The 20160-nt window shown below is 28.7% G+C and carries 18 protein-coding genes; 9 read left to right on the plus strand and 9 right to left on the minus strand.

The window, feature by feature from the left end:
• Nucleotides 1–73: 73 nt before the first annotated feature.
• The 9 genes from AMD28_RS18025 to AMD28_RS18065 form a co-directional block, all read right to left on the minus strand.
• On the minus strand, nt 74–427 hold the full coding sequence (locus tag AMD28_RS18025; protein WP_055445531.1) for a hypothetical protein: 354 nt from the start codon (nt 425–427) through the stop codon (nt 74–76).
• 211 nt (nt 428–638) lie between these two features.
• On the minus strand, nt 639–1256 hold the full coding sequence (locus AMD28_RS18030; RefSeq protein WP_055445532.1) for a hypothetical protein: 618 nt from the start codon (nt 1254–1256) through the stop codon (nt 639–641).
• A 128-nt stretch (nt 1257–1384) separates the two neighbouring features.
• Nucleotides 1385–2833: a S1 family peptidase gene (locus AMD28_RS18035; RefSeq protein WP_055445533.1), complete on the minus strand. Its 1449-nt coding sequence runs from the start codon at nt 2831–2833 to the stop codon at nt 1385–1387.
• 181 nt (nt 2834–3014) lie between these two features.
• A complete protein-coding gene (locus AMD28_RS18040; protein ID WP_055445534.1) occupies nt 3015–3488 on the minus strand; it encodes a hypothetical protein in 474 nt (157 codons plus the stop codon).
• A gap of 740 nt (nt 3489–4228) precedes the next feature.
• Nucleotides 4229–5272 (minus strand): DUF6371 domain-containing protein, encoded by a 1044-nt coding sequence (locus AMD28_RS18045; RefSeq protein ID WP_161804653.1) that lies wholly within the window; start codon nt 5270–5272, stop codon nt 4229–4231.
• Nucleotides 5273–5432: 160 nt separating this feature from the next.
• Nucleotides 5433–6734 carry a DUF3987 domain-containing protein gene (locus tag AMD28_RS18050; protein WP_055445536.1) on the minus strand — a complete coding sequence of 434 codons (1302 nt, stop codon included), beginning with the start codon at nt 6732–6734 and terminating at the stop codon, nt 5433–5435.
• Between the two features lie 2 nt (nt 6735–6736).
• Nucleotides 6737–7066: a helix-turn-helix domain-containing protein gene (locus AMD28_RS18055; RefSeq protein WP_055445537.1), complete on the minus strand. Its 330-nt coding sequence runs from the start codon at nt 7064–7066 to the stop codon at nt 6737–6739.
• Between the two features lie 98 nt (nt 7067–7164).
• The gene (locus tag AMD28_RS18060; protein WP_055445538.1) at nt 7165–8133 is read right to left on the minus strand and encodes a hypothetical protein; all 969 of its coding nucleotides are present in this window, start codon (nt 8131–8133) and stop codon (nt 7165–7167) included.
• Between the two features lie 3 nt (nt 8134–8136).
• Complete coding sequence (locus AMD28_RS18065) at nt 8137–9408, minus strand: tyrosine-type recombinase/integrase (RefSeq protein ID WP_055445539.1); 1272 nt, start codon at nt 9406–9408, stop codon at nt 8137–8139.
• 442 nt (nt 9409–9850) lie between these two features.
• On the opposite strand from AMD28_RS18065, the gene AMD28_RS18070 reads away from it, so the two are divergent.
• From AMD28_RS18070 to AMD28_RS18110, 9 genes are all read left to right on the plus strand, one after another.
• The gene (locus AMD28_RS18070; RefSeq protein ID WP_055445540.1) at nt 9851–11119 is read left to right on the plus strand and encodes a site-specific integrase; all 1269 of its coding nucleotides are present in this window, start codon (nt 9851–9853) and stop codon (nt 11117–11119) included.
• Nucleotides 11120–11358: 239 nt separating this feature from the next.
• The gene (locus AMD28_RS18075) at nt 11359–12060 is read left to right on the plus strand and encodes an RteC domain-containing protein (RefSeq protein WP_241492546.1); all 702 of its coding nucleotides are present in this window, start codon (nt 11359–11361) and stop codon (nt 12058–12060) included.
• A gap of 240 nt (nt 12061–12300) precedes the next feature.
• Nucleotides 12301–12573 carry a helix-turn-helix domain-containing protein gene (locus AMD28_RS18080; protein WP_055445541.1) on the plus strand — a complete coding sequence of 91 codons (273 nt, stop codon included), beginning with the start codon at nt 12301–12303 and terminating at the stop codon, nt 12571–12573.
• 8 nt (nt 12574–12581) lie between these two features.
• Nucleotides 12582–13331, plus strand: a complete 750-nt coding sequence (locus AMD28_RS18085) for a hypothetical protein (protein WP_055445542.1) — start codon at nt 12582–12584, stop codon at nt 13329–13331.
• A gap of 38 nt (nt 13332–13369) precedes the next feature.
• Nucleotides 13370–14053 carry a P-loop NTPase family protein gene (locus AMD28_RS18090; RefSeq protein ID WP_055445543.1) on the plus strand — a complete coding sequence of 228 codons (684 nt, stop codon included), beginning with the start codon at nt 13370–13372 and terminating at the stop codon, nt 14051–14053.
• 394 nt (nt 14054–14447) lie between these two features.
• Nucleotides 14448–15473 carry a helix-turn-helix transcriptional regulator gene (locus AMD28_RS18095; protein ID WP_055445544.1) on the plus strand — a complete coding sequence of 342 codons (1026 nt, stop codon included), beginning with the start codon at nt 14448–14450 and terminating at the stop codon, nt 15471–15473.
• 1497 nt (nt 15474–16970) lie between these two features.
• Nucleotides 16971–18653: an AAA family ATPase gene (locus tag AMD28_RS18100; RefSeq protein ID WP_055445545.1), complete on the plus strand. Its 1683-nt coding sequence runs from the start codon at nt 16971–16973 to the stop codon at nt 18651–18653.
• Nucleotides 18653–19639 (plus strand): hypothetical protein, encoded by a 987-nt coding sequence (locus tag AMD28_RS18105; RefSeq protein ID WP_055445546.1) that lies wholly within the window; start codon nt 18653–18655, stop codon nt 19637–19639. Before AMD28_RS18100 ends, AMD28_RS18105 begins: the two co-directional genes overlap by 1 nt.
• A 55-nt stretch (nt 19640–19694) precedes the next feature.
• On the plus strand, nt 19695–20159 hold the full coding sequence (locus tag AMD28_RS18110; protein WP_055445547.1) for a hypothetical protein: 465 nt from the start codon (nt 19695–19697) through the stop codon (nt 20157–20159).
• Nucleotide 20160 lies beyond the last annotated feature (1 nt).

Consider the following 20160-nt stretch of genomic DNA (forward strand, 5'->3'; position numbering starts at 1 on the left):
AGGGAATATTTGCAAGTAAATTTTCAAAGAAAATAACCTATTGAGATAAATAGCACCTTGTATTAAGACAAGGCTAAAGATTAAATTCTCTTATTAATTTTGTTGTTGTTATGTTTGTATCAATTGATCCATCCATTCTTTTTCCATTCGAAGAAATATAAATAATATGTTTCCCTTTATTATACTCCAACTCACAAGGAATCCTATAAAGACCAAAATCGAGACGAATTCTTTTTGAAATTATAGGAAATTGCACAGACACCCCTTTACTCATTCCATAAGTTTCATAGTGTTTGTTAAAACATTTAATCCACGAAAGAATAGAAAGATATTCATCATCATTGAATTCGTATTGCGTTTCGTCTTGTATGATTATATTTTCGGGTAATCGTTTTTGAATATTCTTTAAAATAATTGTTTTGTTCATTTTTTTGGTATTGAATTTTATTATGTCAATAATTTTTATAAAACATTAATTGTATCAACTTTACCAATAATTAATGACAATCGTTTTGTGTATGATTACATTATGTATTTTAGTAACTGATTAGCAAATACAAACCAAAAATAAAATCTGATACGATTCACATAAATAGGCAAAAACTAAAAATAATATATTTACATTACTACCAAACGTATTATTCAATTTTCATTTTTTTTATAATATTCTCTAATGCTAAAGTTTGTTTCTCAGACAATTTTCCTTTTTTCTCACAACTAGATTTTAAAGAATTCACAAAACTTTTGTCAAACCAGGAATTATCTTCTGCCCATTTTAAAACAAGATTTATTCTCGTAAAATTAGAGTTTGATTCATAACTTGTAAAGTCAATTAACTTCTGATTGATTCTTTCTCGAATTACTAATTGTTTTTCAGACAATTTCCTTTTTCTAATAGTGTCAGAATAAAATGTATAATCAAAGTCCGACAACACTTTCTTTTTTCTTAAATACTCCAAAACTTCAGGACTCATACTTTTGGATTTGTCAATTTTAAGTTTCTTAATTGATGTGAAAATTTTATTTCCATCTTCTATTCCTAAAAATTTATTTACGCAACAATTTCCAACTTCCGTTTGGGTTTTATTGAAAGTGTTTTTTATTACACAAACATTTTTTATGGGATAATGTCCGCAAAGACATCTTTCTAGATCTTCGCTATAATATGCATATTCAAAAACCCATTCAAGTTTTGCTTTTTTCCAAATATCTGAATTACTAAGTTTTATAATTTCCTCTGTCAGTTTGTAATGCATTTCTTGTTTCGTTCTTTATGTTTAACAACCTCTTTTTATTTATTCTTTCTAATTAAACAAATACAAATTAAATAGAAAACCTGAAAGAGCTTTGTATGAAGCACAGAAAAAGTAATTAATAGTGATTTTTATTCTATTCCATATGTTTCAATAACTTTACCATTAGAATCAAATAAAAATCTAACTGTGCTATTAACACTAAATTCTTTCTTTTTTCTTTCATTATAATACTTGTAATTAGTATTTAAATCATAAGTGTATTCATTAATCTTTTCAATAGATTTTATGTAATTTCTCGAATTTGAAACAAAACCCCATAAATATTCATATCGCTTTTTTAAATTTGAATAATTAGGCTTATTTATGTCATAATATCTACTAAACTTTGGTGATAGGAAAGAATATATTTTGTTAAAATCCCTTTGTTCTTCTGCTCGCAAAAATTCTCGAATTATATTTTCATAATTATTGCTAACTATATTTTTGTTAGACTCAGCTGTAGTATTTGATATACTATAATCAGATGTAACAATGTTAGATTGGTCATTGTATAAGTTCGTTAATGCTAAATAAGGAATTCCAAAACTAAAACCTTGAAAATCTCCAGTTTTTGCAAAATTGACGGCCACTAAATTCCCCCATTTGTCTATAATTGGACTTCCACTTGAACCTGGCAATGTTGGTATTGAATATAAAACCCTATTATTATCTGGGTCTTGTGTTATTGTTCCTTGAGTAAATTGAGATTTAATTCCATTTCTTGTATTTGCTAAAGAGATACCATGATTAAAACCAATCATGTAAACAGCATCGTTAAGTTTAAGAGGCTCAAAACCGTTTATATTTTTTAAAGAAAATGTGTTTTTTATCTTTGTTGGCGTTGTTTTATCTTTAAGTTGAATTATAGCTAAATCAACTTCCTCTTCTCTTGCTTTTTTTATTGCGACACATTCTTTGAAATCGTTTATAGAAGTAACGTGAGTATCATCAAATGCAATACCTAGAAAAACTCGCTTTAATTCTGTAATTGTATTATCTGGATTAAAATCGAGTTTTTCTAATAATTGCTCAAATTCTAATAAATCATTGTTCGTCTCTGAGTATTCATTTTTTATTTTTATTTTTTTATCATAATCTAAATAATCATAATATTCATTCCAAACATCAATTAATTTACTTTGTTCTGTTTCTTTTTCATTAATTGCTTTCTTTATTTTGTATCGTAAATCGTTTAAATAATCGTTTATTCCTTCTCCTACTAACTCATTTTCTTTGTTCGGATAAACTACGTGCCTATTAGTTGCCAACTCTCCTTTTTCTGAAATAAAAAATCCAGTCCCATAACTTATTCCTGCATTTTCAATAGCTTCGTGTTCTTCGTCAAAGAAAACAGGTTTGTTATTTTCAATTGTATAAAAGAATTCAAATCCATTATCTAATGTAGTTTTAAAATAATATGAGTTTTGAATTAATGCAACACTGTTTCTATACTTGTTGTATAATTCAGTTGGCTCTGGTGGATTTTGTTTACAGCCAAAAACAAAAAAAATCAATGTTATTAATACAAATTGTTTCATAAGTGTATTTTTTTAAAAAAATTACTGGCAACATAATCATACTTGATTAGCTACATATATCAGCAACTAATTTAGTAAATACAAACCAAATATAAAATCCAGGAGAATTTCGTAAGCAAGCAGCAAGCAACCTATAAATAGAAACGTTATTTCCAAACGCTATTTATTTTTTCTAGTTTTATTAAAACTTATCTTCTAAGCTAACTTGATCATCAAACTCTATATCTGTATCATAAAATGTAGTAAGATGTTTTATGGCTTTATAAACTCTTAAAGCAGAATCTTTACTTTTAAAGATAAACATGATATTTGAAACTCCTTCTTCACAAATCAATCTTAATTTATACCATTTTTTATTAGATTTTTCAGTTGGGAATAATACAATTCTATAAATTTTCTCAACATTAGTACGCTGGTAATACGGAGGAGTTGTATTCGACTTCTCCATCCAAGTTAAATTAGCAACACCATCTTTTTCTGATGTAAAAAAATCTAATTGATAACCAGAAAAGCCAGAATAACTATAATATTTATCATTATCTTGAAGTAATTTAGGGTAGGTGTCTAGCCATTTAATAGTTTCTTTTTTAGTTTGCGCATTTGAAAAATTAATTGCTGTAAAAAAACATAAAAATAGAATTCTAATTTTTTTCATAATTCTTTATTTAAAATATTACCAACTTATCTATATATGCATAAAAAATATTTTGTTTACTTTACAGGCTATATATGGGTTCTGCTATATAAATAAGCCATTAAGTTTTTCTGTATAAATTATTTTTAACTAGGCAATTAATTAATTGCGCTGACAATATAAAAAAATCTTGTTTTGCTCTATTACGGAAAACCGTAAACAACAATTTAAATTTTAATGTCTTACTAAAAATCCTCTTCCATTTACAATAACTAGAAAGCAAAAAAACGGTTAACCAACAGAAATTAAACCGTATTCTTTTAAATACTAATACCCTTTTCTAATATTCCAAGCACTAAAAAACGGTATACAACACAAAAACCGCAATTAGTAATACAAAGTAGTGCTTCACGGTTTTATACCGTTTTTGTTCAAAAAACGAGATAGATTGGAGGTTTGAAACAACTTAAAAGTGTTTCTAGTTGTTTCTTTAACTTATATTAAACAACTGAATCAGTATACTTTTATAAGACATATAAGGCTAAATTATTTTTGTCTAGCATCTTTTTTTGTTACCAATAAAAACTAATAAGCCAGTAAAAAAACAATGGAAACGTAAAAAGTAATATCGATTAACGATTTTCAATGATAAAACCGTTTATAACCGTTTTATGACCGTTTTTCACGCTTAATAAAAACAACTATCTCGTTTATTTTACGTTTTTCACGGATGCCTAGGCTTTAAAATTTATCAAATTTACTTACGTTCTTAAACTTAAACCGTTTTTATCCGTTAAATCAAATACATCTATTAATTTAATTAAGTTATGATTTTGCTTTGCTAATTTTAAAACTATTAGATCTGTGTTTGTTTGTATGATTTCATTCTCAATATTTTTTTCAGAACTTTCAATATTTTTTTCTTCTACTAGTTGGACGTTTTCAATGTTATCTAAAAAAATATCAGCCAAATCCGTACCTTTTTCACATTCTAATTTTTCAATACAATCACTAACTGCAATATCAAAACCTAAAGCATTTAAGTCTATAGCTTTATTAAGCCAATTATTATATTCTGTTTTATCAGGGAATGCAATAATTTTATAGTCTCGTATTGGTTTGAGATATTCATATTTAAACCCACTAACAGAACCAGTTGCTAACCAAATGTATTCAGGTTTAAAAACACTCATTATAATTGCCGTTTTTTCGCTTTCAACAATTGCAACTTCTTTTGAATCTGATTCCGCAATTAAGTGTAAACCAAACAAACATTGACATAAATTAAAATTCTTTTCTTTTATCAAGCTCTTTACACTTGTAATAAATGCTTTACCATTTTTATTTTTCTTCCGTTTTCCAGTATTTACATCATATAACATCACTTTACCATGCCTAACTTTTTCATTGTTGTCTATTTGCCAAAAAACGGTTGCTCCATTCCAATGTTTAGAAGTACCTATAAGATATTTTAATATTACTTTCTTTATATCTTCTTCATTAAAAACGGTTTTCAAAAACTGAATAAAATTATTGTCAGAAAAGCCTCTTCCGCTTTGAGAAACCAAATTGTATTTATGATAAGAAATAGTTTTTGGTTCTTTATAAACATATTCTGTAGTCTTAATAACACTTCCTTTTGGAGTTGCTATAAAACCACATTTACTTTGTCGATCACACTTACCGTAACGTAATGACATTAGTTGATTGGTTTCTGAATCTATATAGCCTACAAACGATCGTTTATTACATTTTGGGCATAGATATTTATTACTTGATTTATCAAAATTATATCTAAAATTCATAATTATTTGAAATTGAAGGAAACTCGGTAAACTTGGTAAACAACAATAATAGAAAGGTTTACTTTGCATTTACTACTGGTGAAAAACGGAAAGTTTGGAAAACTAGAAAACCGTAAACCGATATTCTATAACGGTTAATAACAAGGCTTACCTACTTTACCTAGTTTCCTGTTGTATATTTCTTTTTATAGTATCCGTAATTGGGATTAGAAAATAGTTCTGATTTTAAAAACCTATCTATAGAACCTCCATTTATCTTAAATCTCTCAAATAACGGTAACACATCTTTACGTTTAAATTCGATTGGTAATTCTTTATATAGATCTAGTTTATTTATTGGAAGTTGATTAAGCGGATTGTTATCCAACATTTCATCATAAACTCTAAAGGCATTAATTCTAAAATATTCAACTAATCTAATTGCATCTTTAATACTCTTATCAGAAATCTCTTCAGTACACTCATTTCTATCCGCTTGGTTAATACACTCCAAAATCAACGCTAATCTCCATACGTAAGATTCAAGTTTCGATTGTGTTAACATTTCTAGATCATCATTAAAAGATTCTTTACTCTTCTCATGTTGCCACTTTTTAAAGATTTCAATTACTGATTGCGAGACTTTGAAATTTCGAGCTGGAGCATCATATAAATTAGCTATTAACTTCTTATAATTATCTACATGAACAGTTTCAATGGATTTACCTGTAAAGAGACGAGGTTTAACTTCTTTAGGATAAACAAATAGAAACCTAGATAAAAAACCATCATCGTTTCTGCCGTTTTTACCAAGGTTTTTCAATAACTTAGGTTGGAGTCCTCCCAATATATTTACATTAGTTTCCTCTACTCTAATTGAGTCTTTTGTCACCCTATCTACCGTAAGTATTCCTCCATTAAAAAGTTCTAAATATAATTGCTGATCTCCACCTTTTTTATATTGGTCAAAACTATTAATCCAACCTAATAATTCATCTTTATAAATTGCTACCCCTTTTTCATTATTTTGTAAAGTCTCAGCTAGTTTTTCAGGTGTAAAATCCTTTAATATATGTTTATTATATTTTGGCTTATTAGTTTTGTTTTCCTGATTTTCAAACTCTTTAAGATCATTTTTAAAATCATTGTATGCCATTTTATCTTTATATTCTATAGGTTGCATTGCAAACACTAAAGGGTGCGTTTTTCCTATTCCACTTCTACCTACAATTATCAACCAAAAAATGGCCTTACTAAAATAAGAACCATTAAATAATTTAGAACTATTTCCTATTGCTGTTGCACAAGCAGAAAGAATACCAGCACTAAAATACTCCCTATTAAACATTACAGTTTCATTGGCATTTTCAATTAAATTCTGCATTGTCTTAGGAAATACATCCAAAGGAAAACTATTTTTGTTCTTTTGAATCTCAGAATCAATGACCTTGTTTAGATCTATTTTGTTTTTTTGCGCTTCCATTTTTATCTCTTATTTTTATTAGACAAAAATGTATCTACAGAAACCTGTAACTCTTTAACCGTTTTTTGCTTTCCTTCTTTTATCCAGTCTATAATTTCTGTTTTAAAAAAGAATAAGCGACCGTTTTTTTTATGGTGTGGTATTTCGTTTTTTTGACAATAACCATAAATTGTAGGTTTAGTATAACCTGTTAGTTTTACTATTTCATCAATAGTTAGAGGATCGTCTGTTTGACTTTGTTGTTTTGCATTAGATTGCAATAAGGCTTTTAATTCTTTAAGCTCTTTTTTTACCTCAGCAACATCTTGTTGCGTTTGTTCAAATGGAATCATTTTTACACTATTTTAATTATTAATAGTGCAATATTATTTGTTTGTTAAGGTGTTTTTATAACTTACGTAAAGAAGGTATTCAAATACGTAAATCGGTATTATTTACGTACTATTTTGTATCCATCTGCAAAATTATTCATCACTTTTTTAGTCGTGAAACTGTTGAAATATCCTCCTAAAAGATCAGCGTAAATTTCTTTTTTTCCATGAGTATTTATTGCTATATCTTTAAAGTAAGTATAAAATATAGTTCTAACCTTTTCTATATGTAAATTTGAAAAGGTAAATTTTGATTTAGGTAATTCTTTATTTTCAAAAGCCATAATAAGATATTTCTTTAAATCATCTAAAGACAAATAACCTTTATCAACTAAAGATTTTTTAAAATAATTATAAACTTCTACAGGTTCAACTTTATCAAAATTATTAACAAATGAAAAAGTTATTTCATCATTTTCTGGTTGACCAACTATTTGTGATGAATACTTAAAGTCCTCTTTTAAAAACTTTAACTCTTCTTTTATAAACTGTTTTATAATTTTCAAATAATGCTTCTTTTTTACTTTCTTAGCATATTTTGACTCTTCGATTTCTATAATTCTTTTACTAATATTTAAGTTTCTAATCATTTGAGGATGATTTAATTTTATTCCATTATTAACAAAATGCGCATAACTTAATTGAGCTGTAATTTGTTTTGTTAATTCTGTTAAAATGCCTATTAGTTGTTCTTTAGTGCATAGATGGAGAACTAACTTATTACCCTTTACATAATGCCTTTCAGCCACAATGCAATAAAATTTAGATGTTAATATAGCTTTAAATTCTTCTTGATCTACAAACCCATAAAAAACGGTATTTAATGGTTGATTTCTATACCATGTTTCGAATGCTTTTATTAAACTATTAAGTTTTTCTAATTTATTATTATAAATAACACCTTCTATTCGTGGTTCTTCAAAAAGAACATCAAATCCTAAAATAGGGTTTGCTCTTAGTTTTTTTTGTTTAATTAAGCTCTCCATTTTCTTTGGATTGATAATTTCCAATTCTACTATATTCTCCATTTTTTAAAAATCCATTACTGTGTTTGCGAAATCTTTTTTGGCTTCATCTTCAAATCCTGCAAAATAAATTTTAGTAACATTAAGGTCACTATGATTTAAGGCTTCACTAATAAACTCCATACTAGCACCTTTACGCAAAGAATTTGTTGCAAAGGAATGTCGAGCCCAATAGGTAGATAAATCTGCTGGTAAATCGTTTGCTTTAGCTATCCTTTTAATATGGTCATTAATAAACCGAGTGAAATTTTTAATTTTCTTGTATTGTGTTACACTATCTTCATTTATGTTTATAATATCGAATACGTAACCGCTTTTATTTTCAATTCCATAATCTTCTATTACTTTATTTGTAAACTCTGTTAAATAAATAGTAATGGTTGTTTTCTCTGCTGTTTTATCAAATGTTTTCGCTCTATAATATGAAAATTTATCTCCATCAATATCCGAATACTTTAATAATGCAACGTCTTTCAAATTCATACCATTACAAGCATAACTAAAGAACCAAAATGCTTTTGCTTTTGCTTCATTCTCACTTTTAACCTCTGCAGCAAACAACGTTTTTAATTGAGCAGAATTTAAAGCTTTCTTTACTTTTCTGGTTCTAGGTATTTTATATTTATTTTTACCAAATGGATATATATCATTACTTATGTCATTATTCTCTATCGCGTTATTAAAAACAACTCTTAATGTTCTAGTATAAATTGCAATTGTTGTATAACTTTTACCTTTAGCTAACATAAAGTTCTCATACTCTTTTAGCCAGTTAGCATTAATTAAATCAAATGTTAACTTTTCCAGTTTACAATTCTTCTTTGTTTCACTAAACTCTTTTAGAGAATTAATCGTGTATTTATAACTTTCGGCTGTACCAATTTTATTGTTTTTAATCTTATCAGCAATAATAGTATCAAAATAATATTTCAAATTATTTTTATCGGAAGACTTTCGGAACAATCGAGTTTCAAATCGTTCAAAATCAAAAACTGTTAATTGCTTCGCTTCTTCATTCGCTCTAGTTTCAATAGCTTGTAAATGCAGTCGTATTTCTTTATTTTTCCCTCTTAAAGTTTTGTTTTCAGAATTTATCCATATAGTATCAAATTCCTTTTCAGTTAAATCAAGGTCTAAAGCATACCATTTTTCTTTTTGAGATATTTTTCCATAAACTCTAAGTTTAACAGGATATTTCCCACTCTGCTTTTTACGCCTATTATCTAGTTTAATTGAAATAAGAAAATTATCTTTTTTTACTTTAGTAGAATTATTCATTGCTATATGCTTTCTGCAAATATATAAATTTGCAGAATATTTGCAGAAAAAACATATAATTAAACATATAATAGTTATTAACCATTATTAAACAAAACAGCACTAACAGTACACAAACAAAGGATTTACATAATATTCAGGTAATAAACAAATACTTAAAAAATTGATTACGGCTCAAGAGGTTACTGGTTTGAATCCAGTCGAGGTCACTTTAAAGAATGAGAATTCTAACTAAAACCACTCAATCACTATGATTTGAGTGGTTTTCTGGTTTTTAAAGCATTCATTTAATTTGATATTAATTGAACTTAAATGTCTGCTCTTCGGATAGCAGACCTTCAAAGTGTCTGCTAAGCAGACACTTTGAAGAATAATAGTTTTGAAAGAGTACAGTTGATTTGACTTTCGTCCTAACGATGTTTAATATCTAAAGACGACAACTATGCGTACAAAACACACATTTTCAACAATCTTCTGGTTACAAACCACAAGAGCAATTAACAATGAAGCACTACTTTACATTAGAATTACTGTAGATGGCAAAAGAGTAAACCTTAGTTTAAAAAAGCGAGTTCCACTATCTCTATGGGATGCTAAAAAGAAAAAAGCAAAAGGCTCTTCTGCACAAGCAAGACAAATCAATCTTTACATGGATGAAGTTAGCACCCAACTCTTCCAAATCTATCAAGACTTAAAATTCAAAGACGAGCTCATTACGGCGCAGTTGATTAAATCAATGTATACTGGAGATGGGCAGCAAAGTAAATCCTTGAAAAATATTTTTGATTATCACAGTGAAAAAATCGCCAACACGCTAGCAGTTGGTTCCATTAGAAATTTTGGAATTACAGAAAACTATATATTTAAGTTTCTGCAGAAGAAAAAAAACACCACAGACATTTACCTCAACCAACTCAATTTTGAATTTCTAAGTCATTTTGAATTATTCCTTTGTGAGATATGGCCAGCAGGCCACCCCAAAGCATTAAGCAATAATACGAGGATGAAACACATACAACGTTTACGAAAAGTCGTAACGCTGGCCTATCACTTAGAGTGGATAGACAGAGATCCTTTTGTAAGATGGAAAATGACCTATGATAAAACCAACAGAGAATTTTTAACCGAACTGGAATTAAAGAACCTGGAAGAAAAGGTTTTCGTTTCCAAGCGTCTAGACCGCGTTCGCGATCTATTTGTTTTTAGCTGCTATACAGGTATCAGCTACGTGGATATCATGAATCTTAAACCTAACAATGTAGTATTAAGTATAGATGGAGGTAACTGGATAATGACCAAAAGACAAAAAACGAATACCGTTGTTAAAGTTCCACTATTAAGGCAAGCATTAGATATCATAAATAAATATAAAGACCATCCAACTACAGTTGTAAACGACTCTTTACTACCAAAAATAACAAACGAAAAGCTGAATGTATTTCTAAAAGAAGTTGCCAACTTCGTAGGCATCCAGAAAAACCTAACCTTTCATATGGCACGTCATACATTTGCCACTACAGTTACATTGTCAAATGGTGTACCTATTGAAACGGTTTCTAAGTTATTAGGACATACAAAAATTTCAACTACTCAAATTTATGCACGCGTATTAGAAAACAAAGTGAGTGATGATATGAATGCGCTTAGGGAAGTATTATTAAACAAAGAGAAACAATTAAAAAACATAAAAGACTCAAAAAGAAATAGTTAAGATTTGTTAAAAATATTTCACTCCTTTTCATTTTGGTATAGAAAATGTATTATTCAGATAATTGTGTTAATTAAAAACCCTCGCTTATGCAACACGTTACTCTAATAATATCGAAATATAAAAAGGAAATTGGACTAATAAAACAGTCCAATCTCAGGAATCTTAATGTGTTAAATAACGGTCTCTACCTTTCCATATACACGCTTAATAAATTAAGGAAAAAGCTTAGAAAAAAGGATTTGTTCAGAAATCAAGAGGATGAGATTTATTTCTTTAAAGAAGTCAAACCATTTATCATTGGGCGTATTAACTTTTTTTCACAAGTAAAACAATTTACCTGTGAAAAGCCAAATGCTGGTATCAGAAAACAAATGGATTTTGTATGCGCTTTAATAGACAAACTAGAACAACAAAAAATACGGAATTTAGAATTCTTCCAATACACAAAATATTCTAGTACATCATTAGACCATATCTATTTTGTAAGAGGTAAAGACAAACTAGAATTCCCTGTAGACTCGTTACATTATTGTACAGATCCCGAATTTTCTACTAGTCACGATAATCTAGCAGCGCAAGTAATTAGTTATGATTTACTATCTAACTATTACCAATTCGAACTTAAATCGTTACGAATCCAAAATGAGAATATAGCGGTAAAAGAAATAAGTCCGGCTATTCTTAACGGACTATCATGGACCGCATCAAAAACAGACTTAGTAGAATTGCTATATGCTTTACATAGTTCTGGAGCTATAAGAAACGGACAAGCAGAATTAAGTAAAATGGCAGAAGTTTGCGCGACCTTGTTTGACCTCAAACTCAATAATTTTTATAAAACCTATGCCGAAATCAAGAATCGAGAAAAAGACACCACAAAGTTTTTAGACCAATTAAAAACGAGTCTTGAAAAACGTATAGACCTTGATAACGCTAAATAAACACAATATGTATGGCCATAAAATTACACTTCATAACTGTTAAATTATTTCGGTAGTACCGAATACCTACCGAAAAAAATAATACAAAAAACACCAGCTTTGTAGAACGAAAGTCAAATTAACATAAGTACTATCATAGAGAGTAAAACTCGATAAGATAGTACTTAAAGTTATCCCGCACTTGATGCGGGACCTCCCCAAAGCGGGGATCTTTTAATAATAACTAAAACAAATTCTACTATGCCAACAGAAATTATTACTACAGACGACCTCCACGATTTTAAAATGCAATTATTCGGAGAGCTAAAAAAACTACTTACCGAAAACCCAATAACCACACCAAAGAAATACCTCAAATCTGCCGAGGTAATGGAAATGCTTCAAGTGAGTACTGGGACATTACAAAACTTCAGAATCAACGGTACACTACCCTACACAAAAATTGGAGGCATTATACTCTATGAGTATGAAGAAATATTAAAAGTACTCAAAGACAATCGTGTCGCTTCATAAGATATGTTTTGGCAGAAGTTAATTATATCAAACACCTCAACGCAGTATTTAGTCAGTTTTCAAAAGACAGCAGGCTCAATCCAACGCACATAAGTTTGTATTTAGCGTTTTTCCAAATATGGAACTACAATCGATTTTGCGACGGTTTCCATGTCAACCGGGAAGAGGTCATGCGTTTATCCAAGATAGGTTCTAAATCTACCTATCACAGATGCACCAAAGAATTACATCATTACAAATACCTCATCTATGAACCATCCCATAATCCGTTCAAAGGATCTGTGATTAAGATGCTCATCTTTAGTTCCCGCGTAAACGGGAATCTTACGAAGCAAAGTCAAAGTAATTTGGAATCAACTATCCCAAATGCAAGACAAGTAGTAGGACAACCGCTGGACTTATCCGTCCCAAATCAAGGACAAGCATTGGTACCTTTTAATAAACAGTATAAACAAATAGAAAACAGTTATAAACTGGAGCTTCCAAAAAATGAATTAGAAGTTATAGCCTTTTTTAAAAAAATAAAGGCACCAGAATTGGAAGCACAAAAATTCTATAACCATTACCAAGCTAACGGTTGGAAAATAGGTGGTAAAATTAAAATGGAAGATTGGCATGCTTCAGCCAAAAATTGGATACTAAAAGCTGCAGAACTAAAAACAGAAAAGCAACAGTCCCAAATTCGGGACAACCATCGCTCTACCGAAAGCGGCAATCTACATACTATCAGAAATAAAAATTATGACCACCCACTCTAGTTCCCGCGAAGGCGGGAATCTCTTAATTGAATTCCAAAATGACAAAAACAACTAGCACATATAATTTAAAAAACCCGAGTATCCTTTACGAAGGCGCTACACAATTTGAGTTAGGAAGTTTTAACGGCAAAGAAATCACCTACGATTTCCCTAAAATCCTCACCTACCTAGACGTAAAAGGAAAATTATTATTTGGCAAGAACTTCAAAATCTACGAAGACGACCAAGAGCTCTTACTCAAACTAGCAAGCTATTTTATCCAGGATCACGAATACTGCAAGAAACTGGATATCGACACCAATAAAGGTATCCTTTTATCTGGTCCTGTTGGTTGTGGAAAAACGACTTTAATGCGATTATTACCGCATCTAGTACCTCACAAAAAATCCTACACATTGATTCCTTGTAGGAATATCGTGTTTGGTTTTAATGGTATTGGTTTTAAAATGATTGAAGATTATAGCGATCACCATACATACTGTTTTGACGACTTAGGTGTTGAACATATTGGCAGACATTATGGTAAAGATTGTAATGTAATGGGTGAAATACTCATATCAAGATATGAGGTGTTTAAACAAAAAAACATCCTAACACATATTACAACCAATCTCAATGCAGAAGAACTTCAAGAGAAATATGGCGAACGTGTTAGATCTAGAATGAGAGAATCTTTTAACTTAGTCAGCTTTACTTCAAATAGTGCGGATAAAAGGAAATGATGTTCATTTTTAAATACAAAGCATACCAAGTAATACAACTTCCTATGTAATAGCGGCATTTTCTATATGTAGTAACATTCATCAAAATGACTTAATTCAAATAGATAGCAATATTGATATCCTTTTACGCACTATATTTATCAAAGCTTCGGCTCCTAATTATTTTAATACAACAAAAACGCCTCCCTTTAAAACCAGTAGTTTTCTATTAGCTCATTATAATCTTGTCTTCGTTTAAGACATATCAATCTACCTTTTTAAGTAGTTCTATATCTCTTTTAGATGTTTTATTAGAATCTATGAATAAACTTGAAATATCATTTTTTCACAACCAGTGCATCTTCAATGCACATAATTTATATACTTTTATATCGAAGAAATAATTTTGAGAAATATGTCCACTAACAAAAACGCCATAATTAGATACCAAGCATTAGATAAATGCTTCAGAAATACAGGAAAACGTTATTATATCGAAGACTTGTTAGAAGCTTGTAATAATGCATTATATGAGTTTGACTATAATTCGGAAGGCATTAAAAAACGACAGCTCTATGATGACTTAAGATTTATGAAGTCTTCACAAGGTTGGTCTATACCTTTAGAAAAAAAAAAAGAAGGTAGAAGAGTTTATTATCGTTATGAGGACAGCTCGTTTTCTATAAAGAATCAACCATTAAATGAAAATGAAGCGGAACAATTAAAATCAGCAATGTTAGTTTTAGGACGTTTTAAAGGATTGCCACAGTTTGAATGGGTTAACGAATTAATACCTAAGTTAGATCAAACTTTTAATCTATCAAACCAAAATCAAGAGATAATTAGTTTCGATACTAATGAGTTTCTTATTGGTGCTGAATTTATATCTCCACTATTTAAAGCTATTCAAAACCAACAAAGTTTAATAGTAACTTATCAATCTTTTAATAGCGAAATAGAACAGGAAATTACTTTTCATCCATATCACCTAAAACAATATAATAACAGATGGTTTATTTTTGGTAAAAATGAAGGCTATGATAATTTAACTAATTTAGCTTTAGATCGTATTAAATGTATCGAGCATGCTTCTTTAAAATTTGACGCAAGTCAAATTATAGATTTTGAAGAATATTTTGAAGATATTATAGGTGTTACTAAACCGAAGGATACTGATGTGACTAGAATAGTTTTAAGAATCAATAAAGAGCTTTGGCCGTATATTAATAGCAAGCCAATACACGAATCCCAATCTTCAGGAGGCATTGAAAACCATAAAACTCTAGAAAACGGTTTTATAGATATTACAATAAGTGTTGTTTTAAACTATGAGTTAGAGACCAAAATTTTAGAACACGGTGAGAAAGTACGTGTTATAAAACCAGAAGTATTAATAGAAAGGATACGAGACCGAGTAATAAAGATGGCTAAAAATTATTAGTATGCAAAATAGCTACCTTTATTTTTATTGTCTCGTTAATAATTTCTGCTATAATCATTGTGTTGGATAAAAACGAAAAGCAGATATCGTATAAAAAACAAGAAATTGTCTTTTTTTTTTTAGTAAATTGTCTTAAACTTGGAGAGGATTATTCTTACCTAGTTTACTTTTTCTAGAATAACTTATAATAAGAGTAAAATAATTCTAGAAAATATAGGCATTTAAAAGCCGTGATGGCTTTAAGAGGTTAGACGAATACAACAAATCAATTTGAATTAGATTTTTCAGGAGATAACCCTAATAATCTTAAGATGGAAAATTATTCTAAAGGTGTCAGCAGCGAGATTAATACAAAATCAAATATAAGCTTTGAGTTTAAAAAAAAGAACCTGTCTTATAGTAATGATTATAGGTGTTACGACCATATAAAATGAAAATAAATAATAGTCTAAATAATTATAATTAGACGTGTGCACATCGATTGCGCAAGTAGTGCTAATATTTGCATTGTCATTTAGAAACAAGCACTCTTTTGACAATTGATATAAGTCTACAATGTCAATTTAAAAGAAATAAGTAGGCCTAACCTAAATTTTTCGAAATGAAAAGACTTAAAGAAGGATTAATAAAAGCGGCTATATTTTTAGCTCCTTTTATTTCAGAAGCTATAGTAAATGCTATAGATAAGATTAAGATTGAAAATAAGAAATAAACCTCAATTGTGATTTATCACAATAGTATTAAAAATTGGCAGATATCTTTATCTGCCAATTTTTAAATTATATAATACGTTTTAAACTAAGTAATGGAAAAAATTAAAATATCAAACTTTAGAAAAATTAAGGATACATGGGGCTTAGATTTGGCACCAGTAACCTTTTTTTACTGGAAAAAATAATTCAGGGAAGTCTAGTGTATTAAAAACACTTATGGTTTGAGTGATTACACCAATACAACAAATCAATTTGAATTAGATTTTTTAGGAGATACCCCTAGTAATCTTAAGAGTGAAAATTATTCTAAAGGTATCAACAGGGAGATTAAGACAAAATCAAATATAAGCCTTGAATTTTAAAAAAAAATCCTGTCTTATAGTAATGGTTATAGGTGTTACAACCATATAAAATGAAAATAAATAATAGTCTAAATAATTATAATTAGACGTGTGCATGTCGATTGCACAAGTAGTTCTAATATTTGCATTGTCATTAAGAAATAAGTAGTCTAATGGCAATTGATATAAGCCAAAAGGTCAATTTAAAAAAAATCAAGTAGGCGTAATCTAAATTTTTCGAAATGGTTAAATTTAAGCAATTATTAATAGGCATAGCTATAGCAGCTATTCCTGTTGTCTTAGAAGCACTAAAAGATAGTGCTTCTAATGAGGGGGAAAGTAAGAAGTAAACCTCAGTTGTGCTTTATCACAATAGTATTAAAAATTGGCAGGTAAAGATATCTGCCAATTTTTAAATTATATAATACGTTTTAAACTAAGTAATGGAAAAAATTAAAATATCAAACTTCAGAAAAATTAAGGAGACTTGGGAACTTGATTTGGCACCAATAACCTTTTTTACTGGAAAAAATAATTCAGGGAAGTCTAGTGCATTAAAAGCACTTATGGTTTTGAGTGATTACACCAATTCAACAATTCATTTTAAATTAGATTTTTTAGGAGATAACTCAAGTAGTCACAAAATTGAGAACTATTCCAATTGTATCAATTGGAAAAATAATACAAAATCAAATATTTCTTTTGAGTATGAAAGATATGGTCATTTGTTTGCTCTAGTTTTTTCTCCAACTTTAATTGATAAGCAAGATTATTTTGAAAGTGGGATATTGGAATCGTTATCAATCTTAAATAAACAAAATGAATCAAAAATTGAATTTAAAAGACAAGGAGGTGAATCTTATAGTTTGTATTTTAACAATAGATTTTTATCTAGAAATAACTATTTAAATGAGTCAAATGAAAAAGAAAGATTAAAAAACACGAAAAAAACGGTTGAGAAAACGATTGAGAAGCTTGAATTGAAAACGAAAAAAGAACTTGGTCTTAGTTCGACTTTGCCAATTTCTTCAAAAAATTTGATTATGTTGTTAGGTTCTGCAATGCCAGTAGTTGGAATCGCCTTGTCAATAGCTGGTCTTTCAGCTGATTATAAGTTAAAAAAAATAGATGAAAAAACTAAAATAAACTTAAAATCAGAACTTGAGAAACTAACAAAGTATTTAGTTATAATAAATGAAAAGATTAAGAACATAAATAAATCAATTAGAAGTGCGACAAAAGACGTAATATTTTCACCTTCATTTGAATTAGATAAATTATCTCAAAACGATTTAGATCTAAACAATATTTTCAATAAAATCTTAATTTCATATTTTAAAGATGGTAAAGAGGATGTGGGAAATATCGATGTCAAGGATGAAACTATTAAGTTAAATACTTTTAGCGAAGAGCTAATGGATTTATTTCAGTTCAAAGTAGATCATTTATCACCTCATAGATATAATCAGGAGCGTTTAATTCTAAATGAAGGAACATCCGATGATATAAGTAAACTAGCAAAAAAACAGATAAACAAAGGGATTAAAAAAGGATCAATTGCTGATGAATTTATAATAAAATGGATGAGTGAGTTCGATATAGGAATAAACTATGAAATAATATCTATCTATGGACAGGCAAGTGTAATTAATGTTTTTGAAGAAGGGATTGAAAAGCCAATCAATATTGCCGATAAAGGCTTTGGTGCAGGACAAATATTTACGATTCTGCTTAAAATTGCTCAAAAAATTGATGAACAAAAAGTCAACTTAAAAAAGTATTTTTATTTTCCTGAATTTTCTCATTCAAACCAAGTGGTTATCATTGAAGAACCAGAAGCCAACCTTCATCCAGCTTTACAAGCCAAGTTAACAGATTTGTTTCTTGATGCTTATACAATTTATGGTATTAGATTTATTCTAGAAACACATTCAGAATACATGATAAGGAAATCTCAACTATTAAATCTTGAGAACAAATGTTTCAAGCTTTATTATTTTGATGAAGAAGGTCCTTATGAAATGGAGTATACTAAAAAAGGAGGCTTTTCTAGAGGGTTTGGTAAAGACTTTTATGATGTGAATGATAATTTAGCCTTGGAATTGGTTTTAAAAGCAAATAGTTAATGGAGTCTAACGTTTATCTTTCAAAAGATTTTTTTGATTATTTGTTTAATAACAAATCAATTCAAGATAATTCAGTTGGTATAGAAACTTCTACAGAAAAACTTAATTATCAAAAAATCACTCAAATTATCACCAAATCACATCTTCAATTAAGCTACACTATAAAAGAAATTTTAGATATAATACAGGAAAAAAAGGATCCTATTAAATCAGCTTGGTTAAATACTATAATTAAAACACCATATAACAAAAGTTATGATGCTAATATTGATTATTCAAAACCTAATTCTATTTTCTTCGAAGGTGATGTTGATTGTATGCAAATTTCATCTAAACGAAATGTTTTGTGTAAAGGAACTAACTATAATTTTAAAGGTGAGTTTTTTAAGAGTCCATTAAGATCAGAATTTGACATAAGGATGAATACAAAAGATGTATCTAATAGTTTTCATGAGTGTAAAAACATTATCTTAATTGATCCATATATTTTCGCGAATGAATTTAAGAAAAAAAATAGTTTAATTAATTTTTTAACTACTTGTTTTAATTATAAAAATAGGAGTGCAGAAAAAAATTTAACCATAATTTCTGAATTCCCTACTAATACAGGTCATCCCGATTTTGTGAAAAATAAAATTGTAAATCAATATTTATTAATTTTATCTGAATCTTTAAATATTCCTAAAAATAACATTACAATATTAAGACATGTTGGCTCAGAATTTCAGGGTAATAGACATGTAATTACTGATTACGCTTTAATGGATTTACAACATGTTTTTGATAGAGATAATGGTGTCGTTTCAGGACTTTATTTCTATAATAATGAAATTGACAAAAACTTTGTTAAGGCTAATACTTATATAAAAAAAATAAAAGACCTGAATGAAAAATCTAATGAAAAGTATGATGAGGCGCACGATGAAAAACTAAAGCAAAACAATTTAAAATTCGGAAACATTCTAAATAACCCATTATTCAACTAGCAACACACAACCACCACACAAATAGAACATACATTTGTTAAACAAAAATCAAACTATGACGAAAACAAATTTCGGTAAGTTTAGAGAACAAGAGTTGGTTGGCACCAATGGCGTTATTAACGAGTTCATGCGTGCCTTTGATTTAGAACTGTTAAATTATATGTCAAATGAAGATAAACCTGTTGGCGCAGAAGTAAGAGATTATTACGATATTAATGAGGCTGGTCAAAAATTTCTATTAAATTTAAAAGACGATATACTAACGTTTAGAGATGATTATTATGCAATGAAATCAACCATAGATATAGCTAAACGAATTGATTTAAATGTAGAAACCGTTTATCCCTATGTAAAATACAGAACGTTCTCCAAAGAAGGTTATAATATAACACCTGTAAAAACATTTGTTTCATTTAAAGATTTTAATCCAACAAGTAAGGTTTATTATTTATCTAGCTTTCAAATATTAAGAGATATTCAAATGGACGATCGCTTCAATAAATTAAAAAAAAAGAATTAAA

This window comes from Lacinutrix himadriensis, from assembly GCF_001418105.1.
GTDB classification, from domain to species: Bacteria; Bacteroidota; Bacteroidia; order Flavobacteriales; family Flavobacteriaceae; genus Oceanihabitans; species Oceanihabitans himadriense.